Origin of the sequence: Streptococcus lishijunsis (assembly GCF_047290665.1) — a bacterium.
Lineage (GTDB): Bacteria > Bacillota > Bacilli > Lactobacillales > Streptococcaceae > Streptococcus.
The window spans coordinates 19,244-35,885 of the sequence record NZ_JBLBUC010000004.1; the positions used below are offsets into that span (position 1 = coordinate 19,244).

The 16,642-nt window shown below is 42.2% G+C and carries 17 protein-coding genes; 6 read left to right on the top strand and 11 right to left on the bottom strand.

Annotated features, from left to right (window positions below; translation table 11 throughout):
- Nucleotides 1–2: 2 nt before the first annotated feature.
- From ACLN19_RS03080 to ACLN19_RS03120, 9 genes are all read right to left on the bottom strand, one after another.
- Nucleotides 3–854, bottom strand: a complete 852-nt coding sequence (locus tag ACLN19_RS03080) for a DUF4097 family beta strand repeat-containing protein (RefSeq protein ID WP_413383172.1) — start codon at nt 852–854, stop codon at nt 3–5.
- Entirely contained in the window at nt 851–1,432 is a 582-nt protein-coding gene (locus tag ACLN19_RS03085) for a DUF1700 domain-containing protein (RefSeq protein ID WP_413383174.1), read from the bottom strand. The genes ACLN19_RS03080 and ACLN19_RS03085 overlap by 4 nt, the downstream gene beginning before the upstream one ends.
- Nucleotides 1,419–1,748 carry a PadR family transcriptional regulator gene (locus ACLN19_RS03090; RefSeq protein WP_413383176.1) on the bottom strand — a complete coding sequence of 110 codons (330 nt, stop codon included), beginning with the start codon at nt 1,746–1,748 and terminating at the stop codon, nt 1,419–1,421. Before ACLN19_RS03090 ends, ACLN19_RS03085 begins: the two co-directional genes overlap by 14 nt.
- Before the next feature lie 126 nt (nt 1,749–1,874).
- Nucleotides 1,875–3,395, bottom strand: a complete 1,521-nt coding sequence (locus ACLN19_RS03095; RefSeq protein ID WP_413383178.1) for an ABC transporter permease/substrate-binding protein — start codon at nt 3,393–3,395, stop codon at nt 1,875–1,877.
- Nucleotides 3,392–4,120 (bottom strand): ATP-binding cassette domain-containing protein, encoded by a 729-nt coding sequence (locus tag ACLN19_RS03100; protein ID WP_413383180.1) that lies wholly within the window; start codon nt 4,118–4,120, stop codon nt 3,392–3,394. Before ACLN19_RS03100 ends, ACLN19_RS03095 begins: the two co-directional genes overlap by 4 nt.
- A complete protein-coding gene (locus ACLN19_RS03105) occupies nt 4,113–4,595 on the bottom strand; it encodes a MarR family winged helix-turn-helix transcriptional regulator (protein WP_413383182.1) in 483 nt (160 codons plus the stop codon). Before ACLN19_RS03105 ends, ACLN19_RS03100 begins: the two co-directional genes overlap by 8 nt.
- Nucleotides 4,596–4,803: 208 nt before the next feature.
- The gene (locus ACLN19_RS03110) at nt 4,804–7,134 is read right to left on the bottom strand and encodes an HAD-IC family P-type ATPase (RefSeq protein ID WP_413383184.1); all 2,331 of its coding nucleotides are present in this window, start codon (nt 7,132–7,134) and stop codon (nt 4,804–4,806) included.
- Between the two features lie 79 nt (nt 7,135–7,213).
- The gene (locus tag ACLN19_RS03115) at nt 7,214–7,885 is read right to left on the bottom strand and encodes a DUF1129 domain-containing protein (RefSeq protein WP_413383186.1); all 672 of its coding nucleotides are present in this window, start codon (nt 7,883–7,885) and stop codon (nt 7,214–7,216) included.
- 33 nt (nt 7,886–7,918) lie between these two features.
- Nucleotides 7,919–8,863 (bottom strand): magnesium transporter CorA family protein, encoded by a 945-nt coding sequence (locus ACLN19_RS03120; RefSeq protein ID WP_413383188.1) that lies wholly within the window; start codon nt 8,861–8,863, stop codon nt 7,919–7,921.
- 222 nt (nt 8,864–9,085) lie between these two features.
- Between ACLN19_RS03120 and uvrA the strand changes: the two genes are divergently transcribed.
- The gene (gene uvrA / locus ACLN19_RS03125) at nt 9,086–11,911 is read left to right on the top strand and encodes an excinuclease ABC subunit UvrA (protein ID WP_413383190.1); all 2,826 of its coding nucleotides are present in this window, start codon (nt 9,086–9,088) and stop codon (nt 11,909–11,911) included.
- Here uvrA and ACLN19_RS03130 read toward each other — a convergent pair.
- Entirely contained in the window at nt 11,892–12,131 is a 240-nt protein-coding gene (locus ACLN19_RS03130) for an XRE family transcriptional regulator (protein ID WP_413383192.1), read from the bottom strand. The genes uvrA and ACLN19_RS03130 overlap by 20 nt on opposite strands.
- 468 nt (nt 12,132–12,599) lie before the next feature.
- Between ACLN19_RS03130 and ACLN19_RS03135 the strand changes: the two genes are divergently transcribed.
- The 5 genes from ACLN19_RS03135 (at nt 12,600) to nusB (ending at nt 15,638) form a co-directional block, all read left to right on the top strand.
- Complete coding sequence (locus ACLN19_RS03135; RefSeq protein WP_413383194.1) at nt 12,600–13,670, top strand: M24 family metallopeptidase; 1,071 nt, start codon at nt 12,600–12,602, stop codon at nt 13,668–13,670.
- A gap of 13 nt (nt 13,671–13,683) precedes the next feature.
- Nucleotides 13,684–14,145, top strand: a complete 462-nt coding sequence (locus tag ACLN19_RS03140; protein ID WP_413383196.1) for a deoxycytidylate deaminase — start codon at nt 13,684–13,686, stop codon at nt 14,143–14,145.
- Nucleotides 14,146–14,213: 68 nt separating this feature from the next.
- A complete protein-coding gene (gene efp / locus ACLN19_RS03145) occupies nt 14,214–14,774 on the top strand; it encodes an elongation factor P (protein ID WP_413383198.1) in 561 nt (186 codons plus the stop codon).
- A gap of 35 nt (nt 14,775–14,809) precedes the next feature.
- Nucleotides 14,810–15,199, top strand: coding sequence for an Asp23/Gls24 family envelope stress response protein (locus ACLN19_RS03150; protein WP_413383200.1), 390 nt, complete (start codon nt 14,810–14,812; stop codon nt 15,197–15,199).
- A complete protein-coding gene (gene nusB, locus ACLN19_RS03155; RefSeq protein ID WP_413383202.1) occupies nt 15,192–15,638 on the top strand; it encodes a transcription antitermination factor NusB in 447 nt (148 codons plus the stop codon). Before ACLN19_RS03150 ends, nusB begins: the two co-directional genes overlap by 8 nt.
- Nucleotides 15,639–15,670: 32 nt before the next feature.
- Here the strand turns inward: nusB and ACLN19_RS03160 are convergent, their stop codons facing one another.
- A complete protein-coding gene (locus ACLN19_RS03160; protein ID WP_413383204.1) occupies nt 15,671–16,636 on the bottom strand; it encodes a LacI family DNA-binding transcriptional regulator in 966 nt (321 codons plus the stop codon).
- Nucleotides 16,637–16,642: the final 6 nt, after the last annotated feature.

The window sequence follows — 16,642 nt, forward strand, 5'->3', positions numbered from 1 at the left end:
TTTTAGTTAATACTAATATCATAAGCATTGGTGATCGTAAGCTGATTGTCTGCTGAAGGCGTCAGCTTGTCGCTAGTTTCTAAGTTGTCTATATTGTCTTTGGTGATGAGAGTGAGATTATAGTCATCAAGGCTGATATCGACAGTATCGGCTGTGATGCTATTAGCTCCTTTGAAGGTTGCTTGATGTGCTTCCATATCAGCTCCTATGGCTGTAAAAGTGCTTTGACTAGCGATGATATTATCTAGCTCAATGTTATCGTAATGACTGGTAATTGTGCTATCTGTGATACTAGATTGTTCGATAGTGATATAGTAGTTAGTATCAATGCTTGAGTGACTGATTTGGCTGTCGCTAATCGAGATGTAACTATCTGTTTTTAGCGTTAGGTTATCCAGATTGACTTGATTTAGAAGAAGACTAGCAGAGTTGATTTGGATGGTTTTTAGACGCATAGAGGTAGGTAGGGTCAGTGTGATACCAGAGCTAATTTCAGAGAGATTTCTAGCTAATTCTAAAAGACCAGGGTTGATGGTATAGCTAGCAGGACTGACTTGATTTCGAAGGGTTAGCGTCTTGTCGCTAAGCGTATAGCTTGTTTTTTGATATTTTGTATTTTGGTAGGAAATGGTGGGCTTGGAGATGTTAGCTGTCTTGATAGTGATGTGTTCGTCACTAGCAATAGTTAGTGTATCAAAATTATCCAGAGTCTTAGTCTGTGTTTTAACCGTTTCTTGAGCTTTAGCTTTGAGGTCATCTAGAGCTCCTGCCTGGTAAGACATAATGAGGATAATCACGCCTAAAAAGGTCAGTAACAGTCCTAATCCTAAGACAATCTTTTCCCATGTTTTCATACTGTTTTTCCTTTCTTAGTAACCTTGTGTGCAATGACGAGGATAAGATAGCTACAGAGTCTAGTTAGTTCAATGACGATAAAGACTCCTAATAACCCAATCCCAAGGGCAGCCAAGCCTCCACCAAAGCCAAGCCCTGCTGCTGGCAAAGACACTTGATTAAGCAGTGAGAAGCTATCAAAGAGATAAAATCCGCCAACAGCTATTAAGATAATGGCTAAGATAGCGCCAGTAACTAAGACAGCGAGAGCTGTCAATAGCATTCCTAGTAAAGTGATAAAGATAAGTATACCCATAGGTGCTGCTAAAATGGCTAAGATAGCGATGCCTAAAAGTTGAGCGGACGAGCGTTTTTGAGAAGCTTTTTGTTTAGAAGTGATAGACTCTCCTAAGATATTGTGGATGATGTCTTTAGCGGCCTCTTGAGGTGAGCCTAATTCTTTGATGAGGGTCGCTTCTTGGTCTGGTCCTGCCTCATCAAAATACTCTGTAAAATAAGCCATAGCTTCTTGATAGTCTGCTTGTGGTAGTTTGCGTAGATGATGACTCAATGCCTCTAAATACTCAGTTTTTGTCATGTCTGATACTCCCTTCAATAATACCTGAGATGATGTGATTATAAGCTACCCATTCTTCTTTTAAAAAAGCTAGCTGAGATTGCCCAAGTGCTGTCATATGGTAATATTTACGTTGTCGTCCCTGATATTCTTGTGAGTAGGTATTTAGAAAGCCTGCCTTTTCTAACTTCTTCAAGATGGGATAGAGTGTCGATTCTTTGATGTTAGCCAATAATTTGATAGTTTGGCTAATCTCGTAGCCATAGGAATCTTTTTGGTCAATAATAGCTAATATCAAGAACTCAATGACTGCAGAGGAAGTGGGGAAATGATGCATAAGAACCTCCTTTTGATATGTTATAATTTATATATTGAATTTATATATATTATAATTTTATATATAGGGTTTGTCAATAGAAACTATCAGAAAAATCACAAGAAAAAGCCTCTTTGTAGAGGCTTTTTAAGGAGTGAGAAGCTTATGCTTGAGGAGATAATCTTTAGCCACAGCAGCAGCTGATTTGTGATTGACAGCAACTTGATAGTTCATCTCCTGCATATCAGTTTCTGAGATACGCCCAGCTAGTTGATTGAGAGCTGGTTTTAATTCTGGGTATTGCTTGAGGGTATCAGAGCGCATGAGCGGTGCGCCTTGGTAAGGAGGAAAGAGTGATTTATCATCTGTGAGGGTGACAAGATTGTACTTGATGAGCTCGCTATCGGTAGAATAAGCATCAATAATGCTAACATCACCATTAGCAATAGCCTGATAACGTAAGGAAGGCTCAATCGTTGACACATGAAGTGTTAATCCATAAAGACTTTCGAGCCCTTTATAGCCGTCACTTCGGTCTGTAAACTCGAGTGTGAAAGCTGCTTTGGAGCTATCGGCCACTTTGCTGAGGTCACTAATGGTTTTTAGCTGATGCTCTTTGGCATAATCTTGTGAGACAGCTAGTGTGTAGGTATTTTGATAAGCCATAGGTGTCAGTAAGCTGAGTTTGTCCTGCTGGAAAATACCATCTCGTGCAGCTTGATAGACAGCTTGAGGGTTGTTGTCTAGCTTAGGTGGGCTTTTTAGTAGGTTGGAGGTGATGGTACCTGTAAACTCAGGATAGATGTCAATATCACCTGATTTGAGAGCTTGGTAGAGAAAGCTAGTTTTGCCAAAGTTAGGCTTGAGGGTGACGTTTAGGTCAGTTTTATCTTCGATGAGGAGCTTATACATGTTGATAAGGATGTCAGGCTCAGATCCAAGCTTTCCTGCAATGACGATTTCTTTTGGTTTGTTTGGCTGAATCCAGCTAGGACTATAAGAAAGCGCTAGACTAAGGATCATTGTCATAAGAGCGATGAGAATGGTTTTAGGCTTGACTTTTTCCAAAAAACTAATGACAAGACTAAAGCCAATCGCTAAGAGAGCTGACGAGACAGCACCGATAAGGATGAGTGAGGGGTTATTGCGGTCTATACCAAGGAGGATAAATGAGCCAAGACCTCCTGCGCCAATCAAGCTAGCTAGTGTGGCAGTTCCAATAATCATGACCGTAGCTGTCCGAACACCAGAGATGATAACAGGTAGGCTAAGAGCAAGTTCAAAGGTTTTAAGACGCTCCCAGCGTGTCATACCAAAGGCTTGCGCGGCTTCGATAAGATTAGGGTCAATTTGTCTTAAAGCTGTGACGGTGTTTTGGAGGATGGGAAAGAGTGCATAGATGACAAGAGCAAGGACAGCTGGCAAAAGCCCGATACCTGTAAAAGGAATGAAGAGGCCAAGTAGGGCTAGAGACGGAATCGTCTGAAAGACACCTGTCACTTGAAGTAACCAACGACTAGCATGTTTAGATTGGCTGATGACAATCCCTAAGGGAATAGCGATTAGCAGGGCTATCAGTAAACTTAACAGTGAAATCTGGATATGTTCTAGGAGACTTTGTGTCCAGTCTGAAAAGCGCTCTTGAAAGGTAGTTAAAAGTGTCGTCATGACTTGTCCTCCTTTTCAAACAAACGGGCAACAAAGGCATTTTTAGGGGATTTTTTAAGATTTTCTGGGCTATCTATCTGAAGGATTTTACCGTGATGTAAAACACAGATACGATCAGCTAAGCGCATGGCTTCTGTCATGTCATGGGTGACAAAGACCAAGGTCATTTTAAACTCCTGTTGTAAGTTCTTGGTCAAGTCTTGCAGTTGACGCCGCGAGATAGGATCAAGCGCTGAAAAGGGCTCATCCATCAAGAGCAATTTTGGTTTGGTGATGATGGCTCTCAAAATACCGACACGTTGTTGTTCGCCTCCAGAAAGCTCTTTTGGGTAGCGATTCCAGTAATCGTTGGGATTAAGACCTGCCTTGTCTAGCAAGTACTTGATGTCTCTATCGCGTCTCTCTTTTGACCAACCTTTCATTTTGGGAATCAGCGCGATATTTTCAGCTACTGTGAGATTGGGAAAGAGGGCGATATGCTGAAGGACGTAGCCTATCTCAAGACGCAAGCTTCTCAGGTCATAGCTTTCGAGTGCTTTGTTGTCTAGTTGGATGCTTCCTTGGCTGGGAATGACGAGGCGGTTTATCATTTTTAGTAGTGTTGTTTTACCGCTACCACTAGGACCTACCAGTACAAAGCATTCTCCCTCTTTAATATCAAGAGTGATATCTTCTAAAACGTTTTTGTCATTGTAATGTTGATAGATGTGTGAGAAGTTAATCATGATGTTTCTCCTTAGGCTTGTTGTTGGCGTTATAGAGTGCTTCTTCAAGGTTTGCTTTGATGTGCTCTAGATAAGCTTCAAATTGAGCGATATCGTCGTTTGAAAAGTCCTTGTAAAAAATAGCAGCAAGTTCTTGGCTGACGTGCTGTCCAATGGTTTGTTGCTTGCGGCCTAGCGGTGTTAGATAGTAGTTTTTTTTCCGTTTATCGGTAGGGTGTGTCTGAGCATAGATGAGATTTTTTTGGATTAAGTGTTTTAGCATAATAGACAAGCTATTGTTGGCAAGCCCTGTCTGTAGGGCTAAGTCTGTTGCTGTCTGAGGTTCTTTGTGCCACAAAACGCTTAAGATTTTGCCTTGCTCAGCAGAGTAGAGTGCCTTTTTTTCCTTAGCAAGTAGTTTGTTAAACAAACGTCCGTTTAATAAGCGGATATGAAGGGTCAAGTAACCGCCTTTTTCTCCTTTTTGACTGTTCATCAACAAAACCTTTCTATATAGAAATATTTATCTAGTATAGCATGCCATTAACATCTAATCAATTAAAATGTGTTTAAGGTTTCTTTAAGCTAGCGTTTATATAATATAGTCATCCTAAAACTTTTCTTTTTCATAAATCTCCTGAAAGGGCGCTTGAGTTATCAAGCGCCCTTTCATTTTGTATTACTAAAAAAGCGCCTAGGCGCTTTTAATAGTGTTTAGTGATCCATTTATCTGAGAGCCAAAAGACCAGACACGCCACAGCCATAAAGCTTATCAGAGCGTTTAGAATAGGCTGAGTGAGTGGGCTGATTTCTAGCAAATCGTAGAGATAGTAAGCTGAGATGATAAAGCCTAAAAATGACCAGATAAAAAGGAGAAGTCCGCGCCAGAGATTAAGTGGCCAGCAAGCTCGGCAGACCGATAGCAAAGTCACCATACCCAAGATATAGTACGCTAAGGCATGCTGTTCACTGATATGCCAAGCCAATAAGTAAGCAAGGACACGACTAAAGAGGACACCTGCTGTAATCAAAAGCCCACTAGGGATAGCTTTTAAGATAGCTGTCTTGAGAAAGTCTTTTTCGACTAGCTTATTATTTTTTTCAAAGCTAAGAAGAAATGGCGGGAGCCCTTCCATAAATTGATCGGCTAGAGTGATTTGTAGCGGTGTAAATGGGAAAATAATGGTTTCCCCAAAGACAGGGCTAATAAGGCAAAGGCTAGCTAGAATAAAAGAATAGACTGTCTTTACCAGAAAAATAGGAGCCACACGAGCAATGTTATTGACCACTCGTCGTCCTTCAAACAAGATTTCAGGGACATCATTAAAGTCAGACTCTAAAAGCACGAGGCTGGCAATTTGGCGTGTGGCAGGATCACCCTCGGCCATGGCAATGGAACAATCTGCCTCACGTAATGCCAAAATATCATTAACGCCGTCTCCTGTCATAGCGACTGTTCTGCCGTCTTCTTTTAATTCACGGATAATCTGACGTTTTTGTTCAGGGGAAACACGACCAAAGATAGTGGTATCTGCAATCTTTTTTGATAGTTCAGCTTCTGTGAGTTGAAAGCAGTCCAAGTAGGAGTGGTAGTTGTCAAAACCTGCTTTTTTAGCAATATTAGACACAGTGATAGGGTTGTCACCAGAGATGATGCGCAGATCAACGTCTTGTGTCTTGAGATAATCAAGTGTTTGTTTAACCCCTTTTCGGATAGGGTCAGAAATAGCAACCAAGCCTAGTGTTTTGAGGTCGTCTGCAGGAGTGAGCTTTTCGACATCAAGCGCTTTGTGGCTGATACATAAGGCAAGGAGCCTTGAGCCATGTGATTGTTCTTTTAGCAGTTGCTCTGGACGCTCTGACATCAAAACCTCAGGAGCTCCTAAGTATAAGACACCTAGCTCTGCAAATTGGATAGCTCCCCACTTGCGACTGCTGGAAAAAGGAATAGAGGTGATGATGCGCTCTTTATTAAGCTGCTGACCATAGGAATCTCGAAGCGCTTTTGCCGTAGGATTATTATCCTCGCTAGCAGTGATGTAAGTCGTGAGGGCTTCTTGTAGCTCTTCTTTACTTGTCTGATGTAGGGGAATAATGGATTCAACGCGCATCTTGCCTTCTGTGATGGTTCCTGTCTTATCGAGACAAAGCGTATCGACATGAGCGAGTGTCTCGACGGAGTACATCTCCTGTACGAGGACTTTTTGGCGTCCTAGCTTGATAACAGCTGTCAGCAAGGCGGTTATGGTCAAAAGAGCGATACCTTTTGGTAGCATACCAAGAAGAGGCGATGCGGTATAGACGACTGCTGTTTTGAGAGAGAGGTGTTGTTGATAGATAGCCTCAAGTAATAGCCCAATCCCAAAAGGGAGGATGATTTTTCCTGTAAAGGAAGCGATACGATCGAGTGATTGAATGATGCGAGAGCCGACTGCCTTGTCTTTTTTGGCTTCTTTCATGAGTTTGGCGGCATAGTTGTCATCACCGACTTTGGTGATGATGGCATGAATATGCCCACTGACAAGAAAACTACCTGCTAAAATATCACTGCCGATAGGCTTTTGGACGAGATCACTCTCACCTGTCAGCATAGCTTCATTGACTTCAGCAAAACCAGAAACCACTCTAGCATCACTAGGGATTTGATCACCAGTGGATAAGACGATCAGATCACCTAAGACTAGCTGCTCAGCTGAAAGCAGCTGCTCTTTGGCCTCTCTAATCACTCGTACAGGCTCTTGGCTGAGGAGATTGAGTCTATCAATCATACGTTTTGCCCGCACTTCAACTAATATACCAGAGAGCGCATTGATGATGATGACGAGAAAAAAGACAGTATCTGACCAAGCACCCACTAGAAAAAGGGCAAGGACAATACAGAGATTTAAAAGGTTAAATAGGGTGAGGACATTGCGTTTGATGATTTGCCAATAACCATTTTGCTTTTCTTTGGTGATATGATTGACATTACCACTGGCAAAGGCAGCTTCAACTTCAGCTTTTGAAAGTCCTTCGTTTGACCATGAATATTTCATATGATTATTATAACACAAGATGATAAAAAAGCTAGACGAAACAAGTTGTAAGGAGATTTGTTTCATCTAGCTTTAGGGTTTATTTTGGTGTAGGTGCTAAGCTATTTTGAATATTGTATTTCTTTTGGAGGTAGTAGCGCAAACCAAGGCTTACAAGGGATAATAAGAAGAGTAAACCATAAGGTAGTGCGACATTGAAGCTAGCAGGAAGTAGTAACGTGATGATAGAGACAAGGGTAAGCCAAAGAAGGGTTGCCAGTGCAATCATAAAGAGAGCTTTAAACCAGCTAGGGCGCTCACTCTTAGGCTTGCCGAGGTGGCGATAGACAAAATGATAGGTCGCATACATAGCGCCCCCTCCACCAAAGCCAAGTGTCAGGATAGAAAAGAGACCGTTGGTAGCTGTCTTAGCATTAAAGAGAAGCATTAAACCATTGACAAGGGCGATAATACCGATAAAAAGAAGTGACGTATCTAGCCACATAAGCCAAGGATTGGTATTTTTTTGGCTAGCTTGGTGCTCTTTGCTACCTTCTGATTGTGAAAATGAAGCCGCCCAAACGGTAGGTGCACCAAGGATATTACGAGCAGGGATGCTTTTTTCTTGGTTTTCAATAATAACAGGCATGACGTCGTTGATAATATCTGTGATTTCTTGCTCAGACTTACCGTCTTGTCTTAGTTGCTTAGTAGCGATATAGATGAATTCTTGATTTTTGTGGGTTAATTGTGGGTAATTGTGGGTAGTCATAAAGTCTCCTTGAAGGTGATAGTGTGGGTTTTGTTAGAACCATTTTTTGCGGATAAAATAGACAACAACCAAGAGGCTAAGGCCTGCTGCGATTAAGACGACATACCAAAAGGCATGGGGCATGCTATTTAGTGGTAGCCAGTTATCTTGAAAGTTCATACCATATGCCGAGAAGATAACTGTGGGAATGTCAAGTGCCATGGTCATTAAAGCCAAGGTTTTCATGATGGTATTTTGGTTGTTGGAGATAATAGCAGCAGACGTTTCGGTCATGGCATTGAGGACGTTTTCGTAGATACTTGCCATCTCAATGGCCTGTTGTGTCTCAATCAAGGTGTCTTCTAGCAGGTCTTCATCTTCGATGTATTTTTTAAGACTGCTAGCATTGCTTGAGAGTTTTTTGACAATACGCTCATTCATCTTGAGAGAGGCTTTTAGATAGACGATGGATTTTTCAAGCTCCATCATATCAATTAGCTGTTCGTTACGTGTGGCATTGGCCATCTCAGCTTCCAGCTTATCACTTTGACGGTCAATAGAGCGTAGGGCAGTCAGATAGAGCTGCGCATTGCGATAGAGAATCTGAAAAACAAAGCGTGTCTTCATAAAAGTGTAAAAATTTCTAACGCGGCGCTCAAAAAAGGTGTCAAATAAAGTCAACTCTTCGATACAGGTGGTGATGACAGCATTGTCTGTGACGATGATACCTAAAGGAATAGTCACGTAGTAGCTTTTGTTGCTACGCTCTTCATAGGTTGGCACGTCCACGATAATCAAGGTGTAGTCATCCTCGACAGCAATACGAGAAGTTTCCTCAACGTCAAGAGGCGCTCTCAAGTCAGCGATGTCAATATTGAACTGCTCAGCAATCTGCATAGATTCTTCCTGTGAAGGATTGACCAGATGAATCCAAGCGCCAGGCTCGAAGGTGTCAATTTTATTGAAATCTAGTGCGGTTGATAAAAACAGCTGCTTCATAGCGTCCCTCCTTTTTAAACGTTTTATGCACGTATGTTTTATTATACTAAAAATCAGGTCATTTGGGAAATGCTTTTTTGTGATTTTAGGAGGAATAAGATAGGGTGTATGTGAGAAAAAGAGCGAGATTTTTCACGCCCTTTTTTAGCTGAGTTTTGGTATAATGAAGAGATGATAACAAGAAAGTAAGGAGGATAGCGTTAGCTAGCTAAAGCCTAACTTATGCAAGATAAATTAGTGATACATGGTGCGCGTGCGCACAATTTAAAAAATATTGATGTTGAGATTCCTAGAGATAAGCTTGTGGTTGTGACAGGTCTATCAGGCTCTGGGAAGTCGAGTTTGGCCTTTGATACCATCTATGCAGAAGGTCAAAGACGCTACGTAGAGAGCTTATCAGCTTATGCTAGGCAGTTTTTGGGCAATATGGAAAAGCCAGATGTCGATAGCATCGATGGGCTAAGCCCAGCCATCTCAATCGACCAAAAAACAACCAGTAAAAATCCTCGTTCAACGGTTGGTACAGCTACTGAAATCAATGATTATTTGCGTCTGTTGTATGCTCGTGTGGGTGTGCCTTACTGTAAAAATGGACATGGTGCTATCACCGCCACATCAGTCGAGCAGATTGTCGATCAGGTACTAGAGCTTCCTGATAAGACACGTATGCAGATTTTAGCACCCGTTATTCGTCGTAAAAAAGGGCAGCACAAAACAACTTTTGCGAAGATTCAAAAGGATGGTTATGTACGGGTACGTGTGGATGGGACCATTTACGATGTGACAGAAGTGCCAGAGCTATCTAAGAGCAAGATGCACGATATTGAGATAGTGGTCGATCGCTTGGTCAAAAAAGAGGGGATTCGTAGCCGTTTGTTTGATTCTGTGGAGTCCGCTCTTTACCTATCAGATGGTTATGTGATTATTGATACCATGGATGAGAGAGAGCTCTTGTTTTCAGAGCATTATTCGTGTCCTGTCTGTGGATTTACCGTTCCAGAGCTTGAGCCTCGTCTCTTTTCATTCAATGCGCCGTTTGGTTCTTGCCCGACCTGTGATGGCTTAGGTAATAAGCTGGAAGTGGATCTTGACATGGTTATCCCAGATGATAGCAAAACCTTGCGCGAGGGCGCATTAGCGCCTTGGAATCCCATCTCTTCTAATTATTATCCGACTATGCTTGAGCAGGCGATGACAACTTTTGGTGTGGATATGGATACACCATTTAAGGACTTGTCTGATGAAGAGAAGGACTTGGTCTTATACGGATCTGGGGAGCGTGAATTTCATTTTCATTATGTCAATGATTTTGGTGGTGAGCGTAACATTGATATTCCTTTTGAGGGTGTTGTGACCAATATTAACCGTCGTTATCATGAGACGAGTAGTGACTTTACACGAAATGTCATGAAGGGGTATATGAATGAGCTGACCTGTACGACTTGTCATGGCTACCGCCTCAATGAAGAAGCCCTAAGTGTGCGTGTAGGCGGACCAGAAGGGTTCAATATCGGACAATTATCAGAGTTGTCTATTGGAGACCATCTGGCTGTCCTTGAGAAGTTGACATTAAACACTAACGAAGAGACTATTGCAAGGCCGATTGTCAAGGAGATAAAAGACCGCTTGACCTTTTTAAATAATGTAGGGCTAAATTACCTAACGCTTTCTCGTTCAGCAGGGACCTTGTCTGGTGGTGAAAGTCAGCGTATCCGCCTAGCCACACAGATAGGTTCCAATTTGAGCGGTGTCCTCTATGTCTTGGATGAGCCATCGATTGGTCTGCATCAGCGTGACAATGACCGCTTGATTGCTAGTCTGAAAAAAATGCGTGATTTAGGCAATACCCTCATCGTTGTTGAGCATGATGAGGATACCATGATGCAGGCAGACTGGCTGATTGATGTGGGACCTGGGGCAGGTGTCTTTGGCGGTGAGATAGTCGCCTCAGGTACACCCAAACAAGTAGCTAGAAACAAAAAATCTATCACAGGCCAATATCTCTCTGGTAAGAAAAGCATTCCTGTCCCTAGTGAGCGTCGTGTGGGTAATGGTCATTTTATTGAGGTGAAGGGAGCTTCTGAAAACAACTTGCAGAATCTGGACGTCAAGTTTCCACTAGGTAAGCTTATCGCAGTGACAGGTGTGTCTGGCTCTGGGAAATCCACACTTATCAACAGTATCCTCAAAAAAGCAGTCGCTCAAAAGCTCAACCGTAATTCAGATAAGCCAGGCAAGCACAAGAGTATTGAGGGCATTGAGCATGTCGATCGCTTGATTGATATTGACCAAAGTCCTATCGGACGGACACCACGCTCTAATCCAGCGACTTATACAGGCGTATTTGACGATATTCGTGACCTCTTTGCACAGACCAATGAAGCTAAGATTCGTGGCTACAAGAAAGGAAGATTCTCCTTTAACGTCAAGGGTGGTCGATGTGAGGCATGTTCTGGAGATGGTATTATCAAGATTGAGATGCACTTCTTGCCTGATGTCTATGTCCCTTGTGAGGTCTGTCACGGAACACGCTACAACAGTGAGACCTTGGAGGTACACTATAAAGAAAAAAATATCGCCGATATTTTAGAGATGACGGTCAACGATGCGGTGGACTTCTTTGCAGCTATTCCTAAAATTGTGCGAAAACTGCAAACCATCAAAGATGTGGGGCTTGGCTATGTCACGCTAGGTCAGTCAGCTACGACCTTATCTGGAGGTGAGGCTCAGCGCATGAAATTAGCTAGTGAGCTTCATAAGCGCTCCACTGGCAAGAGCCTCTATATTTTAGATGAGCCAACAACAGGGCTTCATACGGACGACATTGCTAGGCTCTTGACCGTCTTAGAGCGTTTTGTCGATGATGGTAATACAGTTCTTGTCATCGAGCACAATCTCGATGTCATCAAGACAGCAGACTATTTGATTGACTTAGGTCCTGAAGGAGGTGTCGGTGGTGGGCAGATTGTTGCCACAGGCACACCAGAAGACGTCGCTCAAAATCCTAAGAGCTATACAGGACAATACCTCAAACAAAAACTAGATTAGACCAAAAAAGAAGACGTTTGTCTTCTTTTTGTGCTTTGAAATACTTATCAGAGTAAGCCCCAAGCTTTTCAGCAACACCCAAAGGCATGTTGGCAATGCTTGCCTTACCTTTACGGTAACGGTCAATAGATACGTCATTAACCTTGGCATCTTTACCGATGCGGTAGGTCGTCAGCTCACTAGCCAGCAAGCGCTCTACCTTAGTTGTAAGTGGTGTCATTTTTTACCCCCTTAATCGTCTTTGTGATTTTCTTTGTAAATCCATAAGAAAATAATAAACATAAGCAACGTTACTATAAATTGCATTTTTTAAATAACCATGATATACTAACACTAGTAGCAGGGGCTTACGCCCCATTTACTAGTGTTCAGCCCTAACGCTTACGGTGTTTGCCTTCGTAGTGTTGGGGCTTTTCCTTTATAACAATAATCAGCTTTGTTATTGCTTTAATCAATAGCGTTAATGCCGTTACTAGAGCAGTCACTTCGCCGATTATTGTTACTAGGCTAGTTTCCATATCTTTACCTCCGTTTTTATTTGTAAGTTATAACTAACTGGTATATGGTGTGGAGATAACCTGTAAAGAAGACTTTTGTCTTCTTTTTTTAGCTTGGAGAAGAGCCATAAATCATAGAATTCTTTTGGGTTTCATGCTAGAATAGAGGTAAAAAAGCTAAGGAGATGACTATGGGATACCAAAAACAGAGATTACAAGCGTGTGAAGCTGTCTTAAGGGAGATAGCTTGTGATGCTTTATTGGTCACTAATCTGACCAATATTTACTACCTTAGTGGTTTTCATGGGACAGAGGCGACCCTTTTTATCAGTAGTAAGCGCCGTGTCTTAGTGACAGATTCGCGTTACAGCTTAATGGCTAAAGAGACTGTCCATGATGTTGATATTATCGAGTCTAGAGAGCCATTTGTAGCGCTTAGTCAGCTGATAGCTGAGGATAATATCGCAACGATTGGCTTTGACGATGAGGTGTCTTATCGTACCTATAAGGAGATTGAGACTACCTTTAGTGCTTATCGTCTGTTGCCTATGTCTCACGTGATTGAGCGTTTACGGATGGTTAAGGATGAGGATGAGATTGCGATTATCAAAAAAGCTTGCCAGATTTCTGATCAAGCTTTCCATGATGTTCTGGATTTTATCAAGCCCAATCACACAACAGAGCTTGACGTGTCGAATTTCTTAGACTTTCGCATGCGTGAGCTAGGTGCGACAGGCCCATCTTTTGAGTTTATTGTTGCCTCTGGTGCTCGTTCTGAGATGCCACACGGTGTGGCGACAGACAAGATTATCAGACAAGGCGAGATGCTGACCTTAGATTTTGGGTGTTATTATGAGCACTATGTCAGTGATATGACACGCACGATTCATATCGGTGAGCCAAGTGATGAGGAGCGTGCCATTTATGACTGCGTTTTAGCGAGTAATCAAGCCTTGATTGACGCTGTTTGTGAAGGCATGACGTATCGTGATTATGATAAGATCGCTAGGCGCGTGATTGAAGAGGCTGGATACGGCGCTTACTTTACACATGGTATTGGACATGGCATTGGCCTAGATATTCATGAAATTCCGTATTTTGGTAAATCAGATGACAAGGTAGTAGCAGGTATGACGCTTACAGATGAGCCAGGGATTTATCTTGATGGCAAATACGGGGTACGTATCGAAGATGATATCCTTATCACAAAGACAGGGTGTGAGGTACTCACCTTAGCCCCAAAAGAGTTGATTATTCTCTAGGAGGTATTTAGAAGTGGATGGACGTCTATCATGGCAGGATTATTTTATGGCAAATGCGGAGCTTATCTCAAAACGCTCTACTTGTAATCGTGCCTTTGTCGGAGCTGTACTTGTCAAAGACAACCGTATCATCGCCACAGGCTATAATGGCGGTGTTTCTAGTTTAGATAATTGTAGTGAAGCGGGACATCATATGGAAGACGGACACTGTATCCGTACAGTCCATGCAGAGATGAATGCTCTGATCCAGTGTGCTAAAGAAGGTATCTCAACGAATAATACAGAGATTTATGTGACCCATTTTCCGTGTATCAACTGTACGAAGGCCCTGCTTCAAGCTGGTATCAAGAAAATCACCTATAAAACAGCTTATCGCCCCCATCCTTTTGCTATTGAGCTTTTGGAGAAGAAGAAGGTGACGTATCTAAAGCACCGTGTGCCAGATGTCCATCTAGGTGGGGATAGCTCATCGTAAAAGGTTGAGTATCACTTCGTTTTATGATAAAATGAGGTGATTAACAATTAACAAGAGGTATAAAATACATGATTGAAGCAAGTAAACTTAAAGCTGGTATGACTTTTGAGACTGCTGATGGCAAGCTCATCAAAGTCCTTGAAGCAAGTCACCACAAACCAGGTAAGGGAAATACTGTTATGCGTATGAAGTTGCGTGATGTCCGTACAGGATCAACCTTTGACACGACTTATCGTCCAGAGGAAAAATTTGAGCAGGCTATCATCGAAACACGCCCAGCCCAATACCTCTACCAAATGGATGATACAGCTTACTTCATGGACACTGAAAACTATGAACAATATGAAATTCCAGTCGCTAATGTCAAAGAAGAACTTCTCTACATCCTTGAAAATGCCGATGTTAAAATCCAATTTTACGGTACAGAAGTGATTGGTGTGACAGTGCCAACGACGGTTGAGTTGACTGTAACAGAGACACAACCATCTATCAAAGGTGCAACCGTTACGGGATCTGGTAAGCCAGCGACTCTTGAGACAGGTCTTGTTGTCAACGTACCAGACTTTATCGAAGCAGGTCAAAAATTGGTTATCAATACGCAAGAAGGAACATACGTCTCTCGTGCCTAACATCTTGTTTTCATTAGAATAAGAAAGGATAAACTATGGTCAGTGAAACTATTGGAGATATTGTCATCTCCCCTCGTGTACTCGAAGTGATTACAGGTATTTCTGCGACAAAAGTAGAAGGTGTTCACTCCCTCCGCAATAAAGGTGTGACAGATAGCTTGAGTAAACCAACACTTAGCAAGGGTGTTTATTTGACAACTAATGAAGATGGTGAAGTAGTAGCTGATATCTACGTCTCGCTTCAGTATGGGGTCAATGTCCCTGCGGTCTCTATGGCTATCCAACAGGCTGTCAAGTCATCTGTCTATGATATGGCAGAAGTGGTTATCTCAGTGGTCAATATTCACGTTGAAGGTATCGTGCCAGAAAAGACACCTAAGCCAGATATGAAATCACTATTTGATGAGGATTTCTTGGATGACTAGAAGGGAAATAATTGATTCACGACGTGATTTACGTGAGCGTGCCTTTCAGGCACTCTTTAGCCTTGAGTTTGGCGGTGATTTTTTAGAAGCTAGCTATTTTGCTTATAGCTATGATAAGCCTGTCTCAGAGGATACTGAGCTTAATCTACCAGAGTTTTTATTGACTCTTGTCAAAGGGACTGTGGACAATACGCCAGAGATTGATAAGCATATCTCTGAGAAGTTGAAAGAAGGCTGGTCACTTGAGCGTCTGACGTTGACTGATAAGGCTTTGTTGCGTTTAGGTATGTTTGAGATTACTGCTTATGAAGCAACACCTGACCGTGTCGCTGTCAACGAAATCATTGAAATTGCTAAAAAATATGCAGCGCCATCGTCTGTTAAATTTATTAACGGCGTTTTGAGCCAATTTGTCAAGGAAGACCAAGCAGAAGTATAAGATAAAAACACCAACCCTAGGGTTGGTGTTTTTTAGCTACTGCTACCAGCATGGAGGCTGATAGGTAGGATATAGTCCTTAGCTGTTTTTTCTTTAGCCATCTTTTTCATGAGAATCTCAATGCAAAGGGCGGCAATGTCAGCAATAGGCTGCTTGACTGTTGTCAATTGCGGAAAGTAATTTTGGATAAATTGAGTCCCATCGTAGCCGATGACTTTGAGGTCATGAGGGATAGACATGCCAAGTTCTTCAGCGACCTTCATCACGACCATAGCTGTCAGATCATCTGAGGCAAAGATACCGTCAGGACGATGAGACATCAGTGTATTTTTGATTTGCATCTCACGACGAACAGGCGATAAGTTTCTAGGAATAGAGATAACCCTAGCCTTATGTTTGAGATGATAGGAAAAGCCAAGTTGGCGTAAGCCTGTGGGTGAGTCGGAGTTGTCACTTCCTGAAATCATGATAATGTTTTGGCAGTGATTTTTTTCCAAGGTTTTAGCAGCCAAAATGCCACCTTGAAAGTTGTCTGAGGACACGATAGGGACATTTGGCGCTAGATTACGGTCAAAAGCAACGATAGGAGCTTCGACTTTTTCATAATCGTCAATGCCTAAATTGTGGCTACTTGAGATGATACCATCAACCTGATTAGCAGCCAACATTTCCAGATAATCACGCTCTTTAGTGGGGTCATTTTCACTATTACAGATAATGGTTTTATAGCCTAGTTTAAAGAGTTCAATCTCTAGGTACTCAATGAGTTCGGCATAGAAGATATTGCTGATATTAGGAAAGATCAGCCCGATGAGTTTGGCAGATTTTCCTTGCAGACTACGAGCCAGATTGTTAGGCTTATAGCCTAACTCTCTCATGGCTGCTTGGACTTTATCAATCGTTTTTTGGGAAAGATAGCCTTTTTTATTGATGACACGAGAGACTGTGGTGGGGCTGACACCTGCTAATTTCGCGACATCAGTTAGTTTTGTCACCATAAGAGC